This window comes from Pediococcus inopinatus (assembly GCF_002982135.1).
Classification (GTDB): domain Bacteria; phylum Bacillota; class Bacilli; order Lactobacillales; family Lactobacillaceae; genus Pediococcus; species Pediococcus inopinatus.
Genome location: NZ_CP019981.1, coordinates 2,057,838 through 2,080,726, shown reverse-complemented (window position 1 = coordinate 2,080,726; position 22,889 = coordinate 2,057,838). Strand labels below are relative to the sequence as shown.

The window sequence follows — 22,889 nt, the reverse complement described above, 5'->3', positions numbered from 1 at the left end:
AAAGCATCCAAACTCAATTGAGTTTGGATGCTTTTATTTATCTATGAATTCTTCAACAAATTGCCTAATTTTAGGGCGGTATTGCGGTTTCTGATTGTAATATCTTTGTAGAAGGACTCTTTCATAAGTTTGGAATAAAATGATTTACTATAATCTTTTTTAAATGGTGCTGTCCAAAAAATAATATTAGCAGTATAAGCAACCTGATCATAGTCACCCACCTGGCTTTGAATTCTTGCAAACGATTGGCGGTCAAAACTGGGTAACAAAAATAACGCATTATGCCGCAGCTCGCGATCGGACCCCCACCATTGTGGAACTGTCAAAAAGTCTTGTTGATAGTCCTGAGCCGATAGTATCAGTGAGGTTACTGGAAAAATATAATTCTGCGCCAACAGCTGTTGAACCATCTGTGTCACATCAGTTTGCGAGTGCGAGCTGTCAAAAATCAAGTTGCCACTGTTGATATAAGAACTGACATTGGTAAAGCCAACCGCCGCTAAATTTTCCCGCAACTCTTTCATAACAACTCGATTATGCCCACCAACATTGATCCCCCGCAACAACATTAAGTATCTCATATCTTTAAACTCCCAATAAATAGTAAGGCGGTTTTAGACCACCCGATGGCCTTTTTTATAAATTGCTTTGTCTGCTTGTTGAACAGCTTCAATCTTTTCTAAAGGGTTCTTGTTTAAAACTAAGAAATCAGCAACTTTTCCAGTTCCTAAACTTCCATAATCCGCACTAATTTTCAATAAATCGGCTGCATAACTAGTTGCTCCCAGCAAAGCTTGATAGGGAGTGGCACCAATTTTATGGACCATTAACCCCATTTCCTCCCAGGTTCCCGTTTTAAAACTATTAAATGGCGTCCCGGCATCGGTTCCAACCACAAATTTGACGCCTTTTCGCATTGCCATTGTCATGTGTTCATAAAAAGCCTTTTCTACCTGTTCATTCTTAGTACTCATATACGCAGGAATTTTGCCTTTACCGTACTTAGAAATACATGCCGGTGCATTCAAAGTGGGGACTAGGTATACATGATTAGCTTTCATAAATTCGGCCTGCTGTTCGTCAATGTAGATTCCATGTTCAATAGAATCAACCCCGGCATCTAAAGCCTTTTGAATTCCTTGGTGACCTTGCGCATGAGCTGCCACAATCATATGTTTTGAATGGGCTTCTTCAACAGCCACTTTCATTTCTGCTGTCGTCAGTTCTGTATCATCAACTTGATCAGTTGCAGACATAACGCCACCAGTCGCCATTAATTTAATGTTTTTTGCACCATTTTTAAAAGCAATTCGAACTGCTTTTCGCATTTCGTCTGGAGAATTAATTAAATAAGAAAAATTAACACTGCCATCTTCATTTTCAGGGGCATCGCCATGACCACCGATGATTGAAAAAGGCCGCCCACTTGGCATGATTTCGGGGCCAAAAACTTCGCGCTGTTTTGCGAGCCGATTTAGTTTGATGTCGGTATTAAATGCACAACCGCATTCACGAATATATGTCACACCAGATTCCAAAAGATCCTTCAAATTTTGTAATGCTGTAAAGGCGACTTCCGTTTCTGTTAAAAAATCCATTTTACTTGTGACGGGATTCATCATAATATGCGTATGGGCATTAATCAGTCCCGGCATCACATACTGTCCATGCAGATCAACCTGAAGATTATCATTTGAAGGGGTTTTAGTCCCCATTTCCATAAACTTGCCAGTCTCATCATCTACCGTAAACCAAGCATCCGAAATAATTTTGTTATCGACTCCGTTAAATACCTCAGCATTATAATATGTTGTTTTCATTTTGCGTTTTCCTCATATTTTCTTTAAGATTTCCTAATGCAATTTTAACATTGATGGCATAGTTTAGACACTTTCAATTTAAATCTCTCTAAACAAAAAGCGATTTTCACTGAGGATTTCCCAGCAAAAATCGCATTCTTTTAAAAGTAGGCGGTATAAAATAAATAGCCCGCCAGTCCAAACGCCGCAAACGCAATAATTGTCCGCAGTGGTTTAATCGGAACATGGCGAATTACCACTGGCCCTATATACCCGCCGACGAACATGCCAATTCCTAGCGGCACTACCATCCACCAATAAACTTTCGTGGTGAACGCATAAATGATCAATGATAAGATGTTTGTCATAAAGGACGCGAAGTTTTTAATCGCATTGATCTCCGCAAAGGGTTCGCTCAAAGTCACAATCAAAATTGATAACAGGATCATCCCCGCTGAGGCACCAAAATACCCGATATAAACCCCAACCAAAAGAATCGTGAAATTTTTAAAAATAGTCACTTTTAAACTTTTCTCAGTTGGTTTAGGTTGGGTCGGCTTTTTCCTAAATTGAGACCAAAGCATCAAAATTCCAGCACCGAAAACTAAAAATGGCACCACCCGTTCAAACGTGGCAGCCGGAGCAAAAGCTAATAAAACACTCCCAATAACGCCACCAATTAGGGCATAGGCTGTAACCTGAAGTGCTGTTTTTCGACTGTGGTGTAACTCTCTCAGTGAGGATAAACTAGAACCGGCTCCAGTAAAAATCAGAGCGGCAGTGTTCGTCACGTTGGCACTAATCGGTGGTAAACCCAACAATAGTAGAACTGGGTACGACACTAACGAAGCCAGACCGGCAATCGAAGATAAAAGTCCGGCAGCAGCGCCTGTAGCCAGTAAAATAATCAATATAAGCCATAATGACAAAACAGCCAACTTCTTTCTAATCTAATTTGTAATAACCTCGAAGGGAAAGATAGCCTTCCTTCTGTAGTTAACCAGCCTCCATATTACAACTTATTACTCAGATAGGAAACTTAGCGGATTTTCAAGTATGTGGCAGGTTTTAGTAGGTAGTGCCGCTAATCAGATTTTGTTTAAGTTCTTATCTGCTTTTGGTTCCGTTCCGGTGCTGATGTGGGGCCGTGTGGGTCGCTTGCGAGCTAATTTCTCACCCTTCAGGCCAGAAGTGGATCTCTCCAGTCTTCCCATGTCTCTAAGCGATAAATCGCCAAGTGACATCGACACATTCTCCCATCAACGCCTCCACTACACCTATCATCCAGGTTTCACGAAATAATCTTCACCAAATTACCCATGGTGCTGCTGGCTGCTGTACCCAATTAGAAGATTAACGGTCTTCTCGTGTTGCGAAAAGGCTTTTTCACTTTCCTACTAAAACTTTACACTAACAATTTTTAACTGTTATACCTGGAGTCCGTTTGAAAACCAGAATGATTATTTGGGGCTGAATGTCGCTTGCGGCCTAGATATTAACTATTCTTGTGGCTGAACCCGTTTTTCCATTCTTTGCGCCCAGATATTAATTGCCAAAGAAATTAACATCAAAACCAAGGCCACCACCATAATATTATGGAGCCCACTATGCAAAATGACCCGCATTTGCGGAATCAAATGTGCCGGTAAGGACTTGATATTGGTCGCATCACTAAGTTTATTCATCATCTTCATTGTAATTGATCCGTTTGACCGATTAACACCTTTTCGCAAGGCATCATTCATTACCAGCCCAAAAATAGAAGCCGTGAACGTTTGACTAAGCATTCTGACCAAAAAACTAAACGATGTTGCAACCGGAATATCGGTCTTGTCCGCATCTTGTTGAACCTTTACCTGTAATTCATTAAAACAAGCCCCATTACCAAAGCCTTCAAAGGCTCCAGCCACTAGCAAAACCCAATAAGGAGTTTTAACACCACCCACAACTAAGAGCAGAAACGAGGCAATCAACATAATAATCCCTAATGCCACAACTTTATGTGGTGTGAAATAACGGCGTAACGGCGCCACTGATCCGGATCCCATAAAATTAGTAAACGAACTAGGAATTTGCGTAGCCCCACCAATTAATGCGCTGGTACCCAGCAATCCTTGAGCCCACATAGGACTATAAATGAGGAATCCAACAAACGCACCCCAAATTAATGTAAATAACGTAAAATCAATCATTAAGGCCCGATTTTTAAACAGTCGACTAGGAATAATCGGATCAATAGCGCTTTTTTCAAAGTGAGCCATACTTCCCAAACAAATAATTGCTATCACGAAGAGCCCACCTACAAGCATCCCGCTAGCGCTCCCAATCATTTCAATTCCGGCCAATAAGCTGATTAACCCTAGGCTCATAAAAATTGACCCCAGATAATCAACTGGTCTGTTTTTATGTGGATCTTTTTCTAGTTTGTAGTAAATCTGAACTAGGAGGGCGGAAAGCAATCCAATTGGAATATTTAAATAGAAAACCCAATGCCAAGTAAAAGCATCCACAATGAATCCACCCACTAAAGGTCCGATAATCGTTGCCGTACTATAACTTGCCGAAACCAGCCCTAACACCTGCATACGTTTACGCGGATTTTCATACATTCTTGCATAAATAATGTAGGGTAACGAAACCACACCTCCATTACCAATTCCAGCAATAGTTCTGGCAATAATCAGAAAAACGATATTTGGAGCTAGCCCTTGGAGTAGGGAACCGCCCACAAAAAATAACGCAGCCAACTGATAACTCCGCTTATTTCCAATATGTTCTCCCAACTTGCTCCATAATGGTGTACTGACAGCTGTTCCAAGTAAAAATACGGCCACGATCCAGCCCATCATTTCAATTCCGTGTAAATCAGAAATAATTGCTGGTAATGCCGTATTAATAATGGTGCTGTCCAAGCCACTCATCGCGTTTGATAACAATAAAGCGCATGTCACAATTAATATATTTCGTTTTGACAAAGAATTTCTCTTCTTCCCTTAAAAAGTTCACGCCTTTTATCTTACAACTTATTTAGTTTTGGTGGTACACCATTTCGCTGAATCTTTTCAAACAAAAATAGCCATCCAACTCACAGTTTAGTGAGCGGAATGGCTATTCTAATCTCTATTAAACTCTATTTTTGTTTATTATTTTGGATGACATATGTGCCACCAGCTAATTCCGAATGTCCATCAGCATCAAATCCGGCACTTTGCGCCATCATTTCAGAAGATGAATTATCATCTTTATCACTATTGGCAGATGCCTTCTCTGTTGTCTGGGCAGCTTCACTTTGAGCATTACTAATAGCCCGTGAAGTTGTTTGGAACTGAACTACAGGAATTGCAGCTTGTTGATAATCATCATTTAAATCAGCAACTTCAACTTTTGTAGCCGCCTTTGTGTCCGCAAATACACTCAAATCACTCAAATAAGCGCTTCGATCAACACGCTGATGAGTCGTTGTAGCTCTTTGAACGTCTGCAGTTGCTTGGCTCATTACTTTTGAAACCGTTGCGTTCATAACAGTTGTTTGCACAGTTGTAGTCGTTGTCACTGCCTTAGTAGCCATTGTTGTGGTGGCGCTGCTGGCAGCTGAAGAACTTGACTTAGCATCTGAGCTGACTGATGCTGAACTAGCAGTTGAAGGCGTTGAAGCACTGGAAACTGCTGAACTAACACTTTCTGAACTTGCAGCAGAAACGGAAGTCGCTTCACTGCTTGTTTGGTCAGTATTTAAATCTGAAGATGAACCTGGAGTTGCTTCACTTGCGGCAGAAGATGCAGCGCTAGTTGCATCTGAACTAGTTGAAGCAACCGCACTACTTGCAGCACTACTAATTGGTGAAACGCTCGCAGCACTAGAAGATGCTGGATAAACCACGCTCGATGATGAACTAGGTGTTGTGCTTAAACTAGGAGCTAACGAAGCGGCCACCGAACTGCTAGCACTACTTGCAGCAGCTACTGAGCTAGCAGCAGAACTAGCTGCTGCGGAACTCAAAGCTGAACTTGAAGCCTCAGATGCCTTTTTAGCACTTTCACTAGCAGCCGATTTTTTTGCACTGCTTGAACTTGCTGCACTACTAGAGCTGGCAGAAGAAGCGTTACTTGCTGTACTTGCTTGACTCACACTACTAGTAGCTGAACTAGTTGCATAAGAATCTGAATAAGCATAGCTACTAGACTTAGTCTGATTTGCACTAGTTTCCGTTGAAGTTGCTGAAGCATCCGCTGATACATGGGGTGCATTAAATGCGCCTACAGCATTAATGCCTACCAAAACAAGGCCTGCATACAACCATTGTTTATGTACCTTATACATTTTGAAATGTAATTTATTATCTTGATTATTCTTCATTTGACAAACCTCCAAACCCTTTTGACTGATTAAGAAACTTTTAAGTTTATTATACGACATTTTTTAAGATTTGGATACTCTTTATCCGAGTTAATTGCAATTATTTTTACTATTTTTATTTCTTTTGTTAGAATTCGTCTTATTTAGCCAAAACTTTTCTTTGGTGACCAATTGCATGCTTCAATATAAATGGTGCAATCATCGTCACCAGAATAATAACCAAAATCACGTCAGAGTAGTGGGTTGGATCAATTAAGTGGGCTGAAAATCCAATTTGCGCAGTAATCAACGCCATTTCTCCTCGCGAAATCATCCCTGCACCGATCACATAATTACTGGTTAAATCAAAACCTGATAGTTTGCCACCTAGGCCGCAACCGATTAGTTTTGTGCCAATCCCAAGCACAGTCATCAAAATGACAAACCCTAATGACTGCAATAAATGGGAAAAGTCCATATTTAACCCAACACTGATAAAGAACATCGGAATAAACACCGCGTACCCAATTGGTTCAATACTTTGATCAATTTCTTCATGAGCGGGAGTCATCGCAACCGCAATCCCAGCAAAGAAGGCCCCAACGGCACCACTAAGCCCCACGGACTCCGCTAGCCAGGCCATCCCTAAACAGATAATCATCGACATAATCGTGCGGCTAGACGTCATGAATAATCTATCTGCCGTGCGCATCAAATATGGCGCGATCCATTTAATCACAAGATAAACGCCCACGAAATATAGAACCTGTTTTAAAATAACTAGACCCAGATTCTCATTTCCAGCAGAATCGCCCATCATGCTGACCATGATGCTCAACAAAATAACGCCAATAATATCATCAGCCACAGCCGCTCCTAAAATCGTTGCGCCCTCTTTAGTATCCAATACGTGAAACTCTTTAAGTACTTCGACCGAGATGCTTACCGAAGTTGCTGAAAATACGACACCAATAAAGAAACATTCTAAGCGACTAAAATGAAATAATAATCCTGCGCCACCCATGATTACCACTGGGAAGATCACCCCAATCACGGCCACCACAAGTGCCGGACGTAAATACTTCTTTAGTAAGGCGATATTGCTTTCCAAGCCAGCGATAAACATCAGAATAATCACGCCAAGATCCGCAAAAGTTTGAACCAAGGTATTCAAATGAATCCAATTTAAAATAGCCGGACCCAAAATGACTCCGACTAAAAGCTGCCCAATAACCCCTGGGACACCCATTCGTTGGCTATAATGCCCAACAAATAACGTTAAAAAAAGTATTAAACAAAGTGTCCCAATGAATTCCATATAACAGCCTCCGTAAAGTTAGATTAAATAGGATAAATCGCTAGCCGCGGTTGGATAAGAGAAAATTGTTTGTTTTAAATTTTCTGGAGTCAATTGACCATTAATTGCCATCGCAAAATAATTAATAAAATCATCTGCTTCACTACTCATCAAACTGGCTCCAACAACCGCACCTGTTTTTCTAGATGTTATTACTGTAGCATGTGCCAACGGTTCGTTCAAGCGCCGATAAGTAAACCAGCTCATTAAATCTAAATCTTTAATTTCAAATTGATCGGCATCTTTTTCAGCTTCAGAAGCTTTGATTCCTACCATTGCTAAACGAGTTTCCCCGTACACAACAGTTGGGATTGCCGGATACGTGATAGCCGCCTGATTGCCAGCTAGATACCCAGCTAAATATTGTGCTTCAAATCCAGATACTGGTGTGAGTTTGGGTTGGCTTTTATCCACAACATCCCCAATGGCAAAAATATTTTCAGCCGTTGTTTGTAAATGATCATTTACTTGAATTCCCCGTTTGGAATACGTAACACCGGCCTGTTCTAAAGCTAGCGCATCGTCATTAGGCACCCGCCCAGCGGTACAAAAGACTTCATTCGTCTGTAAACTGAATCCTTGAGCACTCACAAGCTCAAAGCCTTGCGCATTTTTATCAATCCGACTAACGTCCACCCCAAAATGGAACTGAACACCATTTTCTTCCAGTTGTGAAATTAACCGTTTTACATCCGCTTTTGGAAACGCCTTAAGTGGTCGATCGTTATGATGCACAATGTGAACCTGCGCACCGGCAGCACTTGCAATTGCCGCAAACTCAAACGCAATGTAGCCACCGCCCACAAAAGTAATGATCTTAGGCATTGTTGGCATTTTTAGGAAGTCCGTACTAGTTTTAAAATGTTTTTTACCATCAATTTCTAGGATTCCAGGACGAGCGCCAGTTGCAATCACAAACTTATCAGCTTGAATCTGTTTTTCGCCCACTTGGATTGTATGGGCATCCTTAAATTTTACTGACCCATCAATCACCGTAATACCGGCGTCTTCTAAACCTTTTTTTGTGCCCGAAGAAACCGGATCCGTGAATGTTTTTTCGAATTTCATTAAGTCGACCCAGTTAATCTCCGGAGCCTTTTGAATGCCTTTTCCCACCAAATGTTCTGCATGCCGTTTTGCATCCAAAGCAGAAATTAAAACTTTTTTAGAATCACATCCGCGATTAGGGCAGGTTCCACCCCATAGATTTTCTTCAACAACGGCCACTTTCAGGTTTTGAGCCTTTAAGTCATACGCCAATGCACCACCGCCAGGGCCAGCACCAATAATCACAACATCAAATTTTTCCAATTTTGATTCACTCCTCTGATTTTTAGTTTATCGTTGAACTTCACTTAAATAACGCATGACTTGTTGCCGATTTAGATATCCGACTTTCTTTTGATCATGCATCACCAAAATCTCATCATTTTCTGCCAGTTCCATAAAGGCACTCTCCAAGGTCTCCGTATCGTCGAGCTCCTTCAAGTTATTTGCAGCATTACTACTTTTTAGGACATATCCCGATTTTACTAGTTTAGCCAGCTGGGTTTCATAGATATTTTTTGCAACTGAACTAGCAAAGAAATTTTCTATAAATTGGTTAACCGGATGCTGCACGATATTTTCCGGAGTATCCGTTTGAAGGAGCTGGCCGTGACTCATCACGCCAATTCGGTCACCCAATTTCAATGCTTCATCCATGTCATGGGTCACGAAGATAATCGTATTATGCATTTTTTGATGTAAATCTAACACTAAATCTTGTAGTTGTGTTCGCACAATTGGATCCAAAGCACTAAAAGGTTCATCAAATAAAACAACTGGGGGCTTGGCCGCAATTGCTCGAATAATGCCAATTCGTTGCTGTTCTCCACCTGATAATTCATCCGGCATCCGATCACGATATTCTTTGGGGTCCAGACCAACTTGGGTAAGGAGATTATCAACAATTTCGGCCGTTGTTTTCTTCGGAATTTTCTTCATTTCTGGAATGACACTCACATTTTGGGCAACTGTCATCGTTGGAAATAGCGCAATTTGTTGGAGTACATAACCAATATCAAGTCGTAAACTTTGCGTATCAAATTCTTTCAATTTTTTGCCGTTAAAAAGAATGTCACCATCTGATTGGGTAATCAATTGGTTAATCATTTTTAAAGTCGTTGTTTTTCCGCTTCCAGAAGTCCCAACCAGGACAAAAAGTTCGCCCGGTTGAATTGCCAAATTCAGATCTTGAATGGCCAAGTTTTCACCAAATTCTTTTCGGACATCTTTAAACTCAATAATGGGTACTTTGGGTTTCATCATTTATCATCCCTCAACAATCCATGAGAAATTAAGTACTGCTTGGCGACTTTCGCAGCGGACTCTTTTTTCACATTTACTTTATAATTCATTTCCTGCATATCCGAATCCGAGATCTTACCCGATAACTTGTTCAAGGATTTTACAATCTGAGGATGACTGGTTGCAAACTTTTCAGACATGATGGGGGCTCCTTGATAAGGGGGAAATACATGCTTAGTATCTTTTAACATTACTAAATCGAGCTGCTTAATCTGACTATCCGTCGAATAAGCATCTCCCACGTTAATATTTCCGCGCTTCAGTGCCTCATACCGTAAACTGGCTTGCATTGAACTTACCTTGAAATCTAAGCCATACTTTTTCTTAATCCCTTTTAATCCATCTTGGCGGTTCATAAATTCCAAGGTCATCCCGGCATTAATTTGGTTTTCGATTTTACGTAAATCTCCGATTGATTTCAAATGATATTTTTCTGCAAATGATCTTTTAACAGCCACCGCAAAAGTATTTTGATATTTCATGGGCTTCAAATAGGCCATATCGTTTTGCGACTTGAGTTCATATCGAGCCTTCACATAAGTTTTATGAGCACTCAAATTAGCGGTATTGCCTTTGCTTTTAACCAGGCTTTCGAGCACAGTCCCAGAAAATTCCGGATACATATCAATACTTTTACTTTTAAGTGCATTGAATAGGAAACTAGTTGTCCCAAAGTTTGGTTTCAGGGTCACGGTGACATGTTTATCATCTTGTTCAATCAAATCTTTATACATATTAATTAAAATATCCGGTTCTGAGCCGAGTTTGCCGGCAATAATAATATTTTCTTTAGGTTGGGCCGCAGCCTGATAGCCGCTCACTCCAACAAACCCGACAATAATCACAGCAATGGTCACGATAACGGTTCGTAACCGGGCTTTTTGGAGAACTTTGATCAAGGTACTTAAAATAATCGCAAGTAAAGCTGATGAAATTGCCCCAATTAAAATTAATGCCGTATCATTTTGGTCAATTCCGAGTAAGATAAAGTTACCTAGACCACCCGCGCCAATCAAAGCAGCCAAAGTTGCAGTTCCAACAATCTGGACTAAAGCAGTTCGAATCCCAGATATAATTACAGGTAGTGCAATCGGGATTTCTACTTTACACAGTTTCCGCAGTCGCGACATTCCGAATGCATCCGCAGCCTCTTCGATGGAGGGATCGATTTCATCAATTCCCACATATGTATTTTGAAAAATAGGTAATAGTGCATAAACAACTAGCGCGATAACCGCTGGTACACTTCCAATTCCCACCAGTGGGATTAACAACCCCAACAAAGCCAGTGAAGGAATCGTTTGTAGCACACTCGTAATTTGTAAAAGGACCTCTGCCACACTTTTATGGTGAGTTGCCCAAATTGCCAAAGGTACCGCAATCACGATGGCGATCAGTAAAGAGGTTAGTGAGATCTGTAAATGTTCCCACAATGCTTTAAGAAGTTCGGTTCTTTGATCTAAAAATGTATTCCATAATGTCGTCATAATAGCGCTCCAAAATTAGTTTATGTTTTCATTCTCTCACATTCCCATTGAATTACCATGCAATATACTCAAGAGCTTGCGTAAAAAAACAGATGAAACCGCGGCATATCGGCCACTGTTTCATCTGTTTATTTCTCTGGAATTATCAGAAATTAAGTTTTACTTCTTGCACTAGGCCCTGTCAAGTTGACAGATGAAATAATATAAATTTAAGTTTGTTTCTAAATGGCTTCATTCCAGTATTCATCTGGAGTGAAGCCATTTCTTATTGCTGAACGGTTATGGTGGTTAAAATAATATATTCCATCTTCTACAAGTTTTACTAGTTCTTCATAAGTTTTTGCCAACGGATGGCGAGCCATCCAACGAAGTTTAAATTCATTCCACCAACGTTCCATCGGAGCGTTGTCGTATGGAGTGCCTGGTCTTGACATGCTACGTGTCACGTTATAACGAGCCAAATAATTATTGAAAGCTCCAGAAGTATAAGCAGATCCTCGATCTGTGTGAATTAATGGATGAGCATTACTAAATTGATTGAAAGCTCGCTGAAATACTTGAATTTCGGCTGCACTAGTCTCCGTCAGGCTTAGATTGTAGGCTAACAGTTTTCGCCCGTATAAATCTAAGACACCACTTAAACGTACCTTGTGCTCACCATTTACACCGTAGGTTAATTCAGTTGAGTCTGATAACCAAACTTGATTAGGTGCCGTAACTTTGAAGCTTTGATTTAAAGGGTCTACACTTTCTGGTATTGGTGAATAACTGATACCAGTTTTTATTTTGAAAATTAAAAGGACATCTGTCCTCTTTGTGCTACGATTTAATCACCAAACAAAATCGAAAAGAGGAAAAACAGATGTCCCTAACTAATTCTATCTTAAGCTTGTTTGAAATGACAGACCCAAATATAACCGTAACTGGTGTTACCAAGAAACGTTGCCCGAATGGACAACGAATTCATGTCGTTCACGCCAACCTTTCTTATCAGCTTGTGAAATGTCCCCATTGTGGCCATAAAAGTCTAATTAAAAACGGTACCCACGTTAGTCATCTAAGGTTGGGAACCTTATCAGGCGGACGTTATGAAATGCAGCTAAGAAGACAAAGATATCAATGCCAACATTGTTTAAAAACCTGTGGAGCTAAAACTAACCTCGTTAGACGTAATGAAACTTTTACCCACAATGTTAAACATCAGGTCATTGTGCTAGCTCGTGACATGCTGACCAGTAAAGAAATCGCTAAAATTTGTGGCATTTCACCAAGTAGTGTGCAACGTATTTTAAATGCAAATATTCACTTGGCTTACCGTGTTAAGCAACTTCCACCAAATCTTTGTTTCGATGAATTTCGTTCCTGTAATCATCTAATGTCCTTTAACTGTTGCGATGCCGTTAGTCATCGCCGCATTGTGACCCTCGAAGATCGTCTCAGTAAGGATATCATTGATTACTTTGAAGCTCGTTATTCAGTTCAAGAACGTGCGAAAGTTCAAACAATTACTATTGATATGAACGCCGAATATGCCAGCTTTATTCATCGTTTATTCCCGAACGCTGTCACGATTATTGACCGTTTCCACATTATTCAGCTTGCTGGTCGTGCACTAGACAATGTACGTACACGCATTATCCGTACTTTTCAAGATAAGCATTCACGCATTTACCGCATCCTTAAATCTCAATGGCGTTTATTTCATTTGGCAGAAGAGAAAATCAATGACACTAAGCTTATCTATTTACGAGGCATTAACGAGTATATGACCCAACAGAACGCCATCGACCTTGCCTTAGATGAATTTCCAGAATTCAAAACTGTGTATCAAACTTATCAAGGCATTCTAACTGCTATCCACCAAAAGAATGCCACGGGATTTAAAAATTTGATTACCAACTACCAAGTAGCTGGTAATCAAATGGACGTCACCATTTCAACCTTCGTTAAGAACGGCTCAGCAGTGCTCAACAGTTGTCGTTATCCGTATTCTAACGGTCCTATTGAAGGACTTAATCGCAAAATCAAGGTATTAAAGCGTAGCTGTTTTGGTTTTCGAAATATTCATAACTTCTTCATTCGTATCAGTTTAATTCATGAGTAAACAAAAAGCACATTCACCGAAGTGAACATGCCTTCAAAAATCTCTACCAATACAGTTTGACAGAGACCCGATTTAAAGTGTTATCCAGGATATATTGATCAGACTGTTTAACCCGATTATGTTTCTTAACCTTGATTTCACAGCGTAATCCGAGTTCACGCATAATTCGTTTCACTTGTTTAAGTGTCACAGCAAAAGTGACTTGGTTATCTTTTTCTAGGTTAGTAAGAAGATTCCCAGCTCCTATTCCTTGAAAATGAAAATCAAACCAGTATTGGACACGCTCCTTAAGTACTTTATCTTGTCTTTCCCAAGATGTTATTTGGCGATTAATTCCTTTGTAATAAGCTTGACGGCTTACGCCGACAACTTTAAGTAGTTTGGTGACCGCTCCTTGTTTCCCCTGACTGACTTCACTTATGGCCTGATATGCCAGTCGATGCTGTTTATTCACTCCCTGCGCTGAATTTCTTGAAATTTTTTTATGAAGGCTTCCATAAGTTCTTTATCTTTCAACTCTGATTCTAGTTGTCGGATTCGCAAATTAGCTTTTTCTAAATCAGTTAGTTCACTTAGTTGTTTATGATGTCCACGATTATCAATCAGAGCTTCATAGCCAGCTTGTTTTGTTTTAAGTACCCATGAGCGTGCTTGCTGATAAGAAACAGCGAAATGTTCGGCTGCTTCAGCATAACTATGTTTGTGTCTTGTCACATATTCGACAACCTCAATACGTTCCTTAAAGTTGGTTTTACGACTCATAATAGGGACCTGCTTTCTAAACGGCGAGGCCGTTATTTGTTTATCCCTATTATACCTGGAAACCCAATTGAGTATCTGAGTCGTTGATCGTAATCCATACTTTATAGCTATTTCACGATACTTGCCTTCACCATTCAAAAAATCACTAATGGCTTCCCGTTTTAACTCCTTAGAGTAATGCTTGTTATGATGGGCTTCGGAAAGCTCTTCGGTCCCGCCACTTTGATACTTTACTTGCCAATCTTTCACAGTTTGGGTTGCAACCTTATTGTGTTTGGCAAAGTTACCTAAAGATAAGTTTGACTGTTTAAATTCCGTCAATATCGCTAATTTTTCAGCCGCTGTATATTTAGATCTAGGCATAGAAAAATCCCTCCATGATAATCAGATGAATTATATTATTTCATCTGACAACCATAAAGGGATTATTGCATCTTTAGGTTTAGTTTCAACTAATACTTTCCCTTGGCGAATCGAATATAAGACTTCCGAATGCTCATTTAAGGCATTATAAAAATTATTGTTATTCATAATAATGCAATTAGCAGGTTTCCCGACTTCAATTCCATAATGATCACTTATATGCAGAGTCTTTGCGGCATTGTTCGTTACAAAATTATATGAATCCATGATACTTTGGTAACCCATGAGTTGCTCAGCATGAATCCCCATATGCACGGCATCCATCATATTACCGTTTCCCATTGGGTACCAAGGATCCTTAATATCATCTTCTCCAAACGATACATTAATCCCTGCTTCATTCAATTCTTTAATACGGGTAATCCCGCGCCGCTTCGGATACGTATCAAAACGACCACCTAAATGAATGTTCACAAGTGGATTTGAAACCATGTTAATGTTGGCGAGTTTCAATAAACGAAACAGTTTGTAGCAGTATGCATTATTATATGAGCCCATCGCAGTGGTGTGACTGGCTGTGACGCGATCAGACAACCCAGTCTCATAGGCTAAAGTTGCAAGTACCTCTAAGTTACGTGAGTTGGGATCGTCAATTTCATCACAATGCACATCGATCAAACGATCATATTTTTCGGCCAGGTCTGTAATATATTTTAAGGATTGGACGCCGTAATCACGTGTAAATTCGTAGTGGGGAATTCCGCCAATCACATCTGCACCCTCTTTAACGGCTGTTTCCAATAGCTCCTTACCCTGAGGATAAGATAATACCCCTTCCTGTGGGAAAGCGACCAACTGAATTTCCACTTCATCTTTCATTTCCGCTTTAACTTCTAACAAAGCTTCCAAAGCCGTCATTGTAGGATCTGTCGTATCCACATGACTTCGAACTACTTGAATACCATTTTCAATTTGTTTCCGAATCGTGGCTTTTGCTCGGGTTTTAACATCTTCGCGCGTTAATTTTTTCTTCCGTTCTGACCAAATTCGAATGCCATCAAACAGCGTGCCACTTTGATTCCACTCCGGATCTCCAGCAGTTAACGTTGCATCCAAATGAACATGAGAATCAACAAATGGGGGTAATAATAATTTTCCATCAGCTTCGATGATCTTTTCATTTTCTCGTGGAGCTAAGTGTGCGTCAATTTCTGCAAACTTACCATCCTCAATCCTTACGTCCTGTTTATTCGCATTATTTTCAATATAAACATTTTTAATTAACATGATTTACACTCCTCGGTTTTATTAATTTGAATGACTAAGTAATATATGGCATTTAATCTTCATAACGACGTAATACGCAATTCCTACCAAAATCATTGTAATGAATGTTGCACCGGTATAATTTCGAATCCAAGCTACATGTTGAAGCAGCAAATAAACTAGCACACCCACGACCCACAAGCAAAAGGCCAGCCAATGAATACCGCCTCGATACCAATACCGACCACCTTTGCGAGATAACTCTGTTGCCTGATAGTGTCGTCTTCGAACCAAGTAGAAATCCACACACATAATACTGACGATCGGGCCAAGTACCATGCCAACGTAATCCAAAAATGCCGTAAATGTATCCAAGAACCTTCCGACAAAGACCGGAATAAAAGTAACTAAAGTGGCAAGAATTGTGACAATCCACAGCGATTTTTTAAGACTTAGTTTTGGAAAAATATTATTAACGGCTGACCCAGCTGCTTGTAAATTAACCGCATTGGCAGTCATACTGGTTAACACAATGACAATCATGGCAATTGATCCTAGTCCCAACCGATTCGCAATTGTACTTGGATCAGAATTGTTGGCATCGTAAACTCCAGAAGTTACTGCAATACTAATTGTGGCAACCAAACCAATAAAGGCAAACCAGAACACACCTATGTCAGCCCCAAGAAACGGAGCAGTAACTGCAGTGTTCTTCTTATTAGTAAACCGGGTAAAATCCGCGCCGGCCGTAACCCAAGCTAGATTAAATGCGGCAAGTGTATCGATTGCACTGCCAAAAGGCATTTTTTGATGAGTTGGCACCTTCCAATTCGCAATTTGAGAAAACGATACATCACGAAAAACAACGATCGATTCCCATATAACGAATATGATAACGAGAATTATCCCTATTCGCTCAATGATTTGAATCGACCGTTGTCCGGCAGAAATACTTATTAAGTGTAAAATACTCATAACTAAGATACCAAAAATCAATCCTTTAGCGCCACCGGGTTGTCCATAAACTGGCCAACCTAATAATGAATGTAAAATATATGACATGGAAGTAGCAGCGATAAAAGTGTTAACAGCTGTCCAACCCACGAATTGAGTCACGTTAACAACTGAAGGAACAACACTCCCCCGAATTCCAAAAGAAGCACGGGAAACAGCCATCGTTGAAGCGCCTGTTTTATATCCCATGTAGCCTACAAGTGATAAAAATATGTACGAAATACTTGAAGCAATAATTAAAGCATGAATACCACCCCAGAAACCACAGGCAGCAATAATTCCACCTACAAACCACGTTCCATTGTTTGCGTTAGCACCAATCCAAGTAGCGAACATATCCCAATAAGACATATGACGGTCTTCAAAGGGAACAATATCTACTGCGTATCGATCTTTGGTTTCCATTAAAAATTTCCTCCTTAGAATTTTACACATTTTTATTGATTATACACTTCTCACGAAAAAAATCGAGGACTTTTTGGTAGCGGTTCATAAAACGAAGTATATTTATTGTTCGCAACCTAAGCTTAAATATCTACCAGCCTTTGATTCGACACAAAAAAAGCCATTGATTTTTCAATGACTTTTTCTCATGATATTTTTTATTTAAGCCACTTATCGGATTCGGACCGATGACCCCTTCCTTACCATGGAAGTGCTCTACCTAGCTGAGCTACAGTGGCAATAATAAGTATACCATATTTGATTAAAATGACTATTTAGACACAAAAAAAGCTCCCAATTAAGGGAACTTACTAAGTGCATGGCAACGTCCTACCCTCGCAGGGAGCGATCCCCCAACTACTCTCGGCGTTAAGAAGCTTAACTTCTGTGTTCGACATGGGAACAGGTGTATCCTTCTCACTATCGTCACCACACTTCTCCGATCCACTTCCGCGGCTCGTGTGAAAGAAATTTATTCTCTCAAAACTAAATAATATCGAAATCTTCTCTTTGAGAACACCACTTTGTGGTTAAGTCCTCGACCGATTAGTATTGGTCCGCTCCATGTATCACTACACTTCCACTCCCAACCTATCTACCTGATCATCTCTCAGGGGTCTTACTTCCATAAATGGAATGGGAAATCTCATCTCGAGGCGAGTTTCACACTTAGATGCTTTCAGCGTTTATCTCATCCATACGTAGCTACCCAGCGATGCTCCTGGCGGAACAACTGGTACACCAGCGGTATGTCCATCCCGGTCCTCTCGTACTAAGGACAGATCCTCTCAAATTTCCTACGCCCGCGACGGATAGGGACCGAACTGTCTCACGACGTTCTGAACCCAGCTCGCGTACCGCTTTAATGGGCGAACAGCCCAACCCTTGGGACCGACTACAGCCCCAGGATGCGATGAGCCGACATCGAGGTGCCAAACCTCCCCGTCGATGTGAACTCTTGGGGGAGATAAGCCTGTTATCCCCAGGGTAGCTTTTATCCGTTGAGCGATGGCCCTTCCATACGGTACCACCGGATCACTAAGCCCGACTTTCGTCCCTGCTCGACCTGTCTGTCTCGCAGTCAAGCTCCCTTGTGCCTTTACACTCTGCGAATGATTTCCAACCATTCTGAGGGAACCTTTGGGCGCCTCCGTTACTCTTTAGGAGGCGACCGCCCCAGTCAAACTGCCCACCTGACACTGTCTCCCGCCACGCTTAGTGGCGCGGGTTAGAGGGTTCACACAACGAGGGTAGTATCCCACCAACGCCTCCACCGAAACTAGCGTTCCGGTATCTACGGCTCCTACCTATCCTGTACAAGTTGTACAAACACTCAATATCAAGCTACAGTAAAGCTCCATGGGGTCTTTCCGTCCTGTCGCGGGTAACCCGCATCTTCACGGGTATTATAATTTCACCGAGTCTCTCGTTGAGACAGTGCCCAGATCGTTACACCTTTCGTGCGGGTCGGAACTTACCCGACAAGGAATTTCGCTACCTTAGGACCGTTATAGTTACGGCCGCCGTTTACTGGGGCTTCATTTCAAAGCTTCGCCGAAGCTAACTCATTCACTTAACCTTCCAGCACCGGGCAGGTGTCAGCCCCTATACGTCATCTTACGATTTTGCAGAAACCTGTGTTTTTGATAAACAGTCGCCTGGGCCTATTCACTGCGGCTGATCTTGCGATCAGCACCCCTTCTTCCGAAGTTACGGGGTCATTTTGCCGAGTTCCTTAACGAGAGTTCTCTCGCACACCTTAGGATACTCTCCTCGACTACCTGTGTCGGTTTGCGGTACGGGTAGTTAAACTCTAACTAGAAGCTTTTCTCGGCAGTGTGACATCAGGAACTTCGCTACTTAAATTTCGCTCCCCATCACAACTTGTCCTTAAAAGATAAAGCATTTGACTCTATCTAAGACTTGTTGCTTGGGCACACTTATCCAACTGTGTGCTTTCCTTAGCCTACTGCGTCCCTCCATTGTTCAAACAAGTTTAACTAGTACAGGAATCTCAACCTGTTATCCATCGTCTACGCCTCTCGGCCTCGACTTAGGTCCCGACTACCCCTGGGAGGACGAGCCTTCCCCAGGAAACCTTAGTCATTCGGTGGACAGGATTCTCACCTGTCTTTCGCTACTCATACCGGCATTCTCACTTCTAAGCGCTCCAACAGTCCTCACGGTCTGCCTTCATCGCCCTTAGAACGCTCTCCTATCACGCCACCTTACGGTGGCATCCACAGTCTCGGTAATATGTTTAAGCCCCGGTACATTTTCGGCGCAGAATCACTCGACTAGTGAGCTATTACGCACTCTTTAAATGATGGCTGCTTCTGAGCCAACATCCTAGTTGTCTATGCAACTCCACATCCTTTTCCACTTAACATATATTTAGGGACCTTAACTGGTGGTCTGGGCTGTTCCCCTTTCGACGATGGATCTTATCACTCACCGTCTGACTCCCGGACATAAATCAATGGCATTCGGAGTTTATCTGAATTCAGTAACCCTAGATGGGCCCCTAGTCCAAACAGTGGCTCTACCTCCATGATCCTAAGTCCGAGGCTAGCCCTAAAGCTATTTCGGAGAGAACCAGCTATCTCCAAGTTCGTTTGGAATTTCACCGCTACCCACACCTCATCTCAGCACTTTTCAACGTACACGAGTTCGGTCCTCCAGTGCGTTTTACCGCACCTTCAACCTGGACATGGGTAGGTCACTTGGTTTCGGGTCTACATCTGCATACTCAGTCGCCCTATTCAGACTCGCTTTCGCTACGGCTCCGTTTCTTCAACTTAACCTGGCATGCAAACGTAACTCGCCGGTTCATTCTACAAAAGGCACGCCATCACCCATTAACGGGCTCTGACTTCTTGTAGGCACATGGTTTCAAGAACTGTTTCACTCCCCTTCCGGGGTGCTTTTCACCTTTCCCTCACGGTACTGGTTCACTATCGGTCACTAGGGAGTATTTAGCCTTGGGAGATGGTCCTCCCGGATTCCGACGGAGTTACACGTGTTCCGCCGTACTCAGGATCCTGAACTGAGGGATCTTCATTTTGCCTACGGGGCTATCACCCGCTCTGGCCAGTCTTCCCAGACTGTTCGGCTATGAAAATCTTTGGTAACTCAAATGTTCAGTCCTACAACCCCAGGAAGCAAGCTTCCTGGTTTGGGCTGTTCCCCTTTCGCTCGCCGCTACTCAGGGAATCGATTTTTCTTTCTCTTCCTGTGGGTACTGAGATGTTTCAGTTCCCCACGTCTACCTCCAGCCACGCTATGAATTCACGTAGTGGTAACAACGGATTAATGTTGTTGGGTTTCCCCATTCGGAAATCTCCGGATCAAAGCTTACTTACAGCTCCCCGAAGCATATCGGTGTTAGTCCCGTCCTTCATCGGCTCCTAGTGCCAAGGCATTCACCATGCGCCCTTTATAACTTAACCTAACTTTATCGAAGATAAAGTGGTTTTGAGTTTAGCGATTATTTTAAGAACTAATCTTGTTGTAAAACTCTATAAAACGCAATGTTCTCGGTTTAATTATCTGATAATTAAAATTAGAAAATTTTTCGATATTATTTAGTTTTCAAAGAACAAATTTTGAGAGTAAACCTCTCAAAACTAAACAAAGTTTCGACATATGTGTAGGTTTCCGTTTCTAAATATCCTTAGAAAGGAGGTGATCCAGCCGCAGGTTCTCCTACGGCTACCTTGTTACGACTTCACCCCAATCATCTGTCCCACCTTAGACGGCTAGCTCCCGAAGGTTACTCCACCGGCTTTGGGTGTTACAAACTCTCATGGTGTGACGGGCGGTGTGTACAAGGCCCGGGAACGTATTCACCGCGGCATGCTGATCCGCGATTACTAGCGATTCCAACTTCGTGCAGGCGAGTTGCAGCCTGCAGTCCGAACTGAGAACGGTTTTAAGAGATTAGCTTAACCTCGCGGTCTCGCAACTCGTTGTACCGTCCATTGTAGCACGTGTGTAGCCCAGGTCATAAGGGGCATGATGATTTGACGTCGTCCCCACCTTCCTCCGGTTTATCACCGGCAGTCTCACTAGAGTGCCCAACTTAATGCTGGCAACTAATAATAGGGGTTGCGCTCGTTGCGGGACTTAACCCAACATCTCACGACACGAGCTGACGACAACCATGCACCACCTGTCATTCTGTCCCCGAAGGGAACGCCTAATCTCTTAGGTTAGCAGAAGATGTCAAGACCTGGTAAGGTTCTTCGCGTAGCTTCGAATTAAACCACATGCTCCACCGCTTGTGCGGGCCCCCGTCAATTCTTTTGAGTTTCAACCTTGCGGTCGTACTCCCCAGGCGGAATGCTTAATGCGTTAGCTGCAGCACTGAAGGGCGGAAACCCTCCAACACTTAGCATTCATCGTTTACGGCATGGACTACCAGGGTATCTAATCCTGTTCGCTACCCATGCTTTCGAGCCTCAGCGTCAGTTACAGACCAGACAGCCGCCTTCGCCACTGGTGTTCTTCCATATATCTACGCATTTCACCGCTACACATGGAGTTCCACTGTCCTCTTCTGCACTCAAGTTTCCCAGTTTCCAATGCACTTCTTCGGTTAAGCCGAAGGCTTTCACATTAGACTTAAGAAACCGCCTGCGCTCGCTTTACGCCCAATAAATCCGGATAACGCTTGCCACCTACGTATTACCGCGGCTGCTGGCACGTAGTTAGCCGTGGCTTTCTGGTTGGATACCGTCACTGCATGAGCAGTTACTCTCACACACGTTCTTCTCCAACAACAGAGTTTTACGACCCTAAAGCCTTCATCACTCACGCGGCGTTGCTCCATCAGACTTTCGTCCATTGTGGAAGATTCCCTACTGCTGCCTCCCGTAGGAGTCTGGGCCGTGTCTCAGTCCCAATGTGGCCGATTACCCTCTCAGGTCGGCTACGTATCACAGCCTTGGTGGGCCTTTATCTCACCAACTAGCTAATACGCCGCGGGTCCATCCAGAAGTGATAGCCGAAGCCATCTTTTAAAAGAAAACCATGCGGTTTACTTTATTATGCGGTATTAGCATCTGTTTCCAGGTGTTATCCCCCACTTCTGGGCAGGTTACCCACGTGTTACTCACCCGTTCGCCACTCACTTTATAGTTAAAATCATCTTCGATGCAAGCATCTCTAAATCATTCAACGAAAGTGCGTCCGACTTGCATGTATTAGGCACGCCGCCAGCGTTCATCCTGAGCCAAGATCAAACTCTCATATTATACTTGAGTTTTTACAAGCTCATTTGTTGTTTCATTGTTTAAAACGAATTGACTTCGCAAATGTTTGCTTCAAAATTTTCATTTGAAGACCCTACACATTTTACTTTGTCGAAACTTTGTTCAGTTTTCAAAGGTCTACCAATTGCCGTTTCGGTCTTTGTAACTTATCAACCGCGACAACTTTATAAGTATATCATCTGGTGAAAAGCTTGTCAAGAAAAACTTTTATTTCTTTTTTCGTCTTGGCACGCTTATCTCCGTCAGACAACGTATATAAATATAACAACCTGAGAACATTTCGTCAAGCACTTTTTCAAATTAATTTCATTTCTTTCGAAAAGCTTTCACCAATT

15 protein-coding genes, 1 tRNA gene and 3 rRNA genes are annotated in these 22,889 nt (G+C 42.0%); 1 reads left to right on the top strand and 18 read right to left on the bottom strand.

Going from position 1 to position 22,889, the window contains the following annotated elements; all coding sequences use genetic code 11:
• Positions 1-41: 41 nt before the first annotated feature.
• From PI20285_RS10295 to PI20285_RS12020, 10 genes are all read right to left on the bottom strand, one after another.
• Positions 42-581 (bottom strand): DUF1697 domain-containing protein, encoded by a 540-nt coding sequence (locus PI20285_RS10295; RefSeq protein WP_082623319.1) that lies wholly within the window; start codon positions 579-581, stop codon positions 42-44.
• Positions 582-614: 33 nt separating this feature from the next.
• The gene (locus tag PI20285_RS10290) at positions 615-1,820 is read right to left on the bottom strand and encodes a metal-dependent hydrolase family protein (protein ID WP_057775161.1); all 1,206 of its coding nucleotides are present in this window, start codon (positions 1,818-1,820) and stop codon (positions 615-617) included.
• Between the two features lie 140 nt (positions 1,821-1,960).
• Positions 1,961-2,728, bottom strand: a complete 768-nt coding sequence (locus PI20285_RS10285; RefSeq protein ID WP_057775164.1) for a sulfite exporter TauE/SafE family protein — start codon at positions 2,726-2,728, stop codon at positions 1,961-1,963.
• Positions 2,729-3,298: 570 nt separating this feature from the next.
• Positions 3,299-4,774: an MFS transporter gene (locus PI20285_RS10280; protein ID WP_082623320.1), complete on the bottom strand. Its 1,476-nt coding sequence runs from the start codon at positions 4,772-4,774 to the stop codon at positions 3,299-3,301.
• Positions 4,775-4,929: 155 nt separating this feature from the next.
• Positions 4,930-6,156, bottom strand: coding sequence for a KxYKxGKxW signal peptide domain-containing protein (locus PI20285_RS10275; RefSeq protein WP_057775167.1), 1,227 nt, complete (start codon positions 6,154-6,156; stop codon positions 4,930-4,932).
• Between the two features lie 139 nt (positions 6,157-6,295).
• The gene (locus PI20285_RS10270) at positions 6,296-7,453 is read right to left on the bottom strand and encodes a cation:proton antiporter (protein WP_057775170.1); all 1,158 of its coding nucleotides are present in this window, start codon (positions 7,451-7,453) and stop codon (positions 6,296-6,298) included.
• Between the two features lie 18 nt (positions 7,454-7,471).
• Positions 7,472-8,803 (bottom strand): dihydrolipoyl dehydrogenase family protein, encoded by a 1,332-nt coding sequence (locus tag PI20285_RS10265; protein ID WP_057775171.1) that lies wholly within the window; start codon positions 8,801-8,803, stop codon positions 7,472-7,474.
• 27 nt (positions 8,804-8,830) lie between these two features.
• Positions 8,831-9,802, bottom strand: a complete 972-nt coding sequence (locus PI20285_RS10260) for an ABC transporter ATP-binding protein (protein WP_082623322.1) — start codon at positions 9,800-9,802, stop codon at positions 8,831-8,833.
• Entirely contained in the window at positions 9,799-11,328 is a 1,530-nt protein-coding gene (locus PI20285_RS10255) for an ABC transporter permease/substrate-binding protein (RefSeq protein ID WP_057775174.1), read from the bottom strand. Before PI20285_RS10255 ends, PI20285_RS10260 begins: the two co-directional genes overlap by 4 nt.
• 221 nt (positions 11,329-11,549) lie before the next feature.
• A complete protein-coding gene (locus PI20285_RS12020; RefSeq protein ID WP_280523941.1) occupies positions 11,550-12,086 on the bottom strand; it encodes a DDE-type integrase/transposase/recombinase in 537 nt (178 codons plus the stop codon).
• A 56-nt stretch (positions 12,087-12,142) separates the two neighbouring features.
• On the opposite strand from PI20285_RS12020, the gene PI20285_RS10245 reads away from it, so the two are divergent.
• Positions 12,143-13,432, top strand: coding sequence for an ISL3 family transposase (locus tag PI20285_RS10245; RefSeq protein WP_245080531.1), 1,290 nt, complete (start codon positions 12,143-12,145; stop codon positions 13,430-13,432).
• A gap of 43 nt (positions 13,433-13,475) precedes the next feature.
• Here PI20285_RS10245 and PI20285_RS11665 read toward each other — a convergent pair whose 3' ends face one another.
• From PI20285_RS11665 to PI20285_RS10205, 8 genes are all read right to left on the bottom strand, one after another.
• Positions 13,476-13,886, bottom strand: coding sequence for a hypothetical protein (locus PI20285_RS11665; protein WP_179947331.1), 411 nt, complete (start codon positions 13,884-13,886; stop codon positions 13,476-13,478).
• Positions 13,883-14,557 carry a helix-turn-helix domain-containing protein gene (locus PI20285_RS10235; RefSeq protein ID WP_105782240.1) on the bottom strand — a complete coding sequence of 225 codons (675 nt, stop codon included), beginning with the start codon at positions 14,555-14,557 and terminating at the stop codon, positions 13,883-13,885. Before PI20285_RS10235 ends, PI20285_RS11665 begins: the two co-directional genes overlap by 4 nt.
• A gap of 30 nt (positions 14,558-14,587) precedes the next feature.
• Positions 14,588-15,844, bottom strand: a complete 1,257-nt coding sequence (gene codA, locus PI20285_RS10230) for a cytosine deaminase (RefSeq protein ID WP_105782239.1) — start codon at positions 15,842-15,844, stop codon at positions 14,588-14,590.
• Between the two features lie 21 nt (positions 15,845-15,865).
• Positions 15,866-17,242 carry a cytosine permease gene (locus tag PI20285_RS10225; RefSeq protein WP_057775571.1) on the bottom strand — a complete coding sequence of 459 codons (1,377 nt, stop codon included), beginning with the start codon at positions 17,240-17,242 and terminating at the stop codon, positions 15,866-15,868.
• A 204-nt stretch (positions 17,243-17,446) separates the two neighbouring features.
• Positions 17,447-17,520: transfer RNA gene (locus tag PI20285_RS10220), tRNA-Thr, on the bottom strand.
• Positions 17,521-17,598: 78 nt separating this feature from the next.
• Positions 17,599-17,715, bottom strand: a 5S ribosomal RNA gene (gene rrf, locus PI20285_RS10215).
• 92 nt (positions 17,716-17,807) lie between these two features.
• Positions 17,808-20,730 (bottom strand): 23S ribosomal RNA (locus tag PI20285_RS10210).
• 228 nt (positions 20,731-20,958) lie between these two features.
• Positions 20,959-22,536: ribosomal RNA gene (locus PI20285_RS10205) — 16S ribosomal RNA — on the bottom strand.
• The 16S, 23S and 5S rRNA genes sit together here with 1 tRNA gene alongside, the layout of an rRNA operon.
• Positions 22,537-22,889 lie beyond the last annotated feature (353 nt).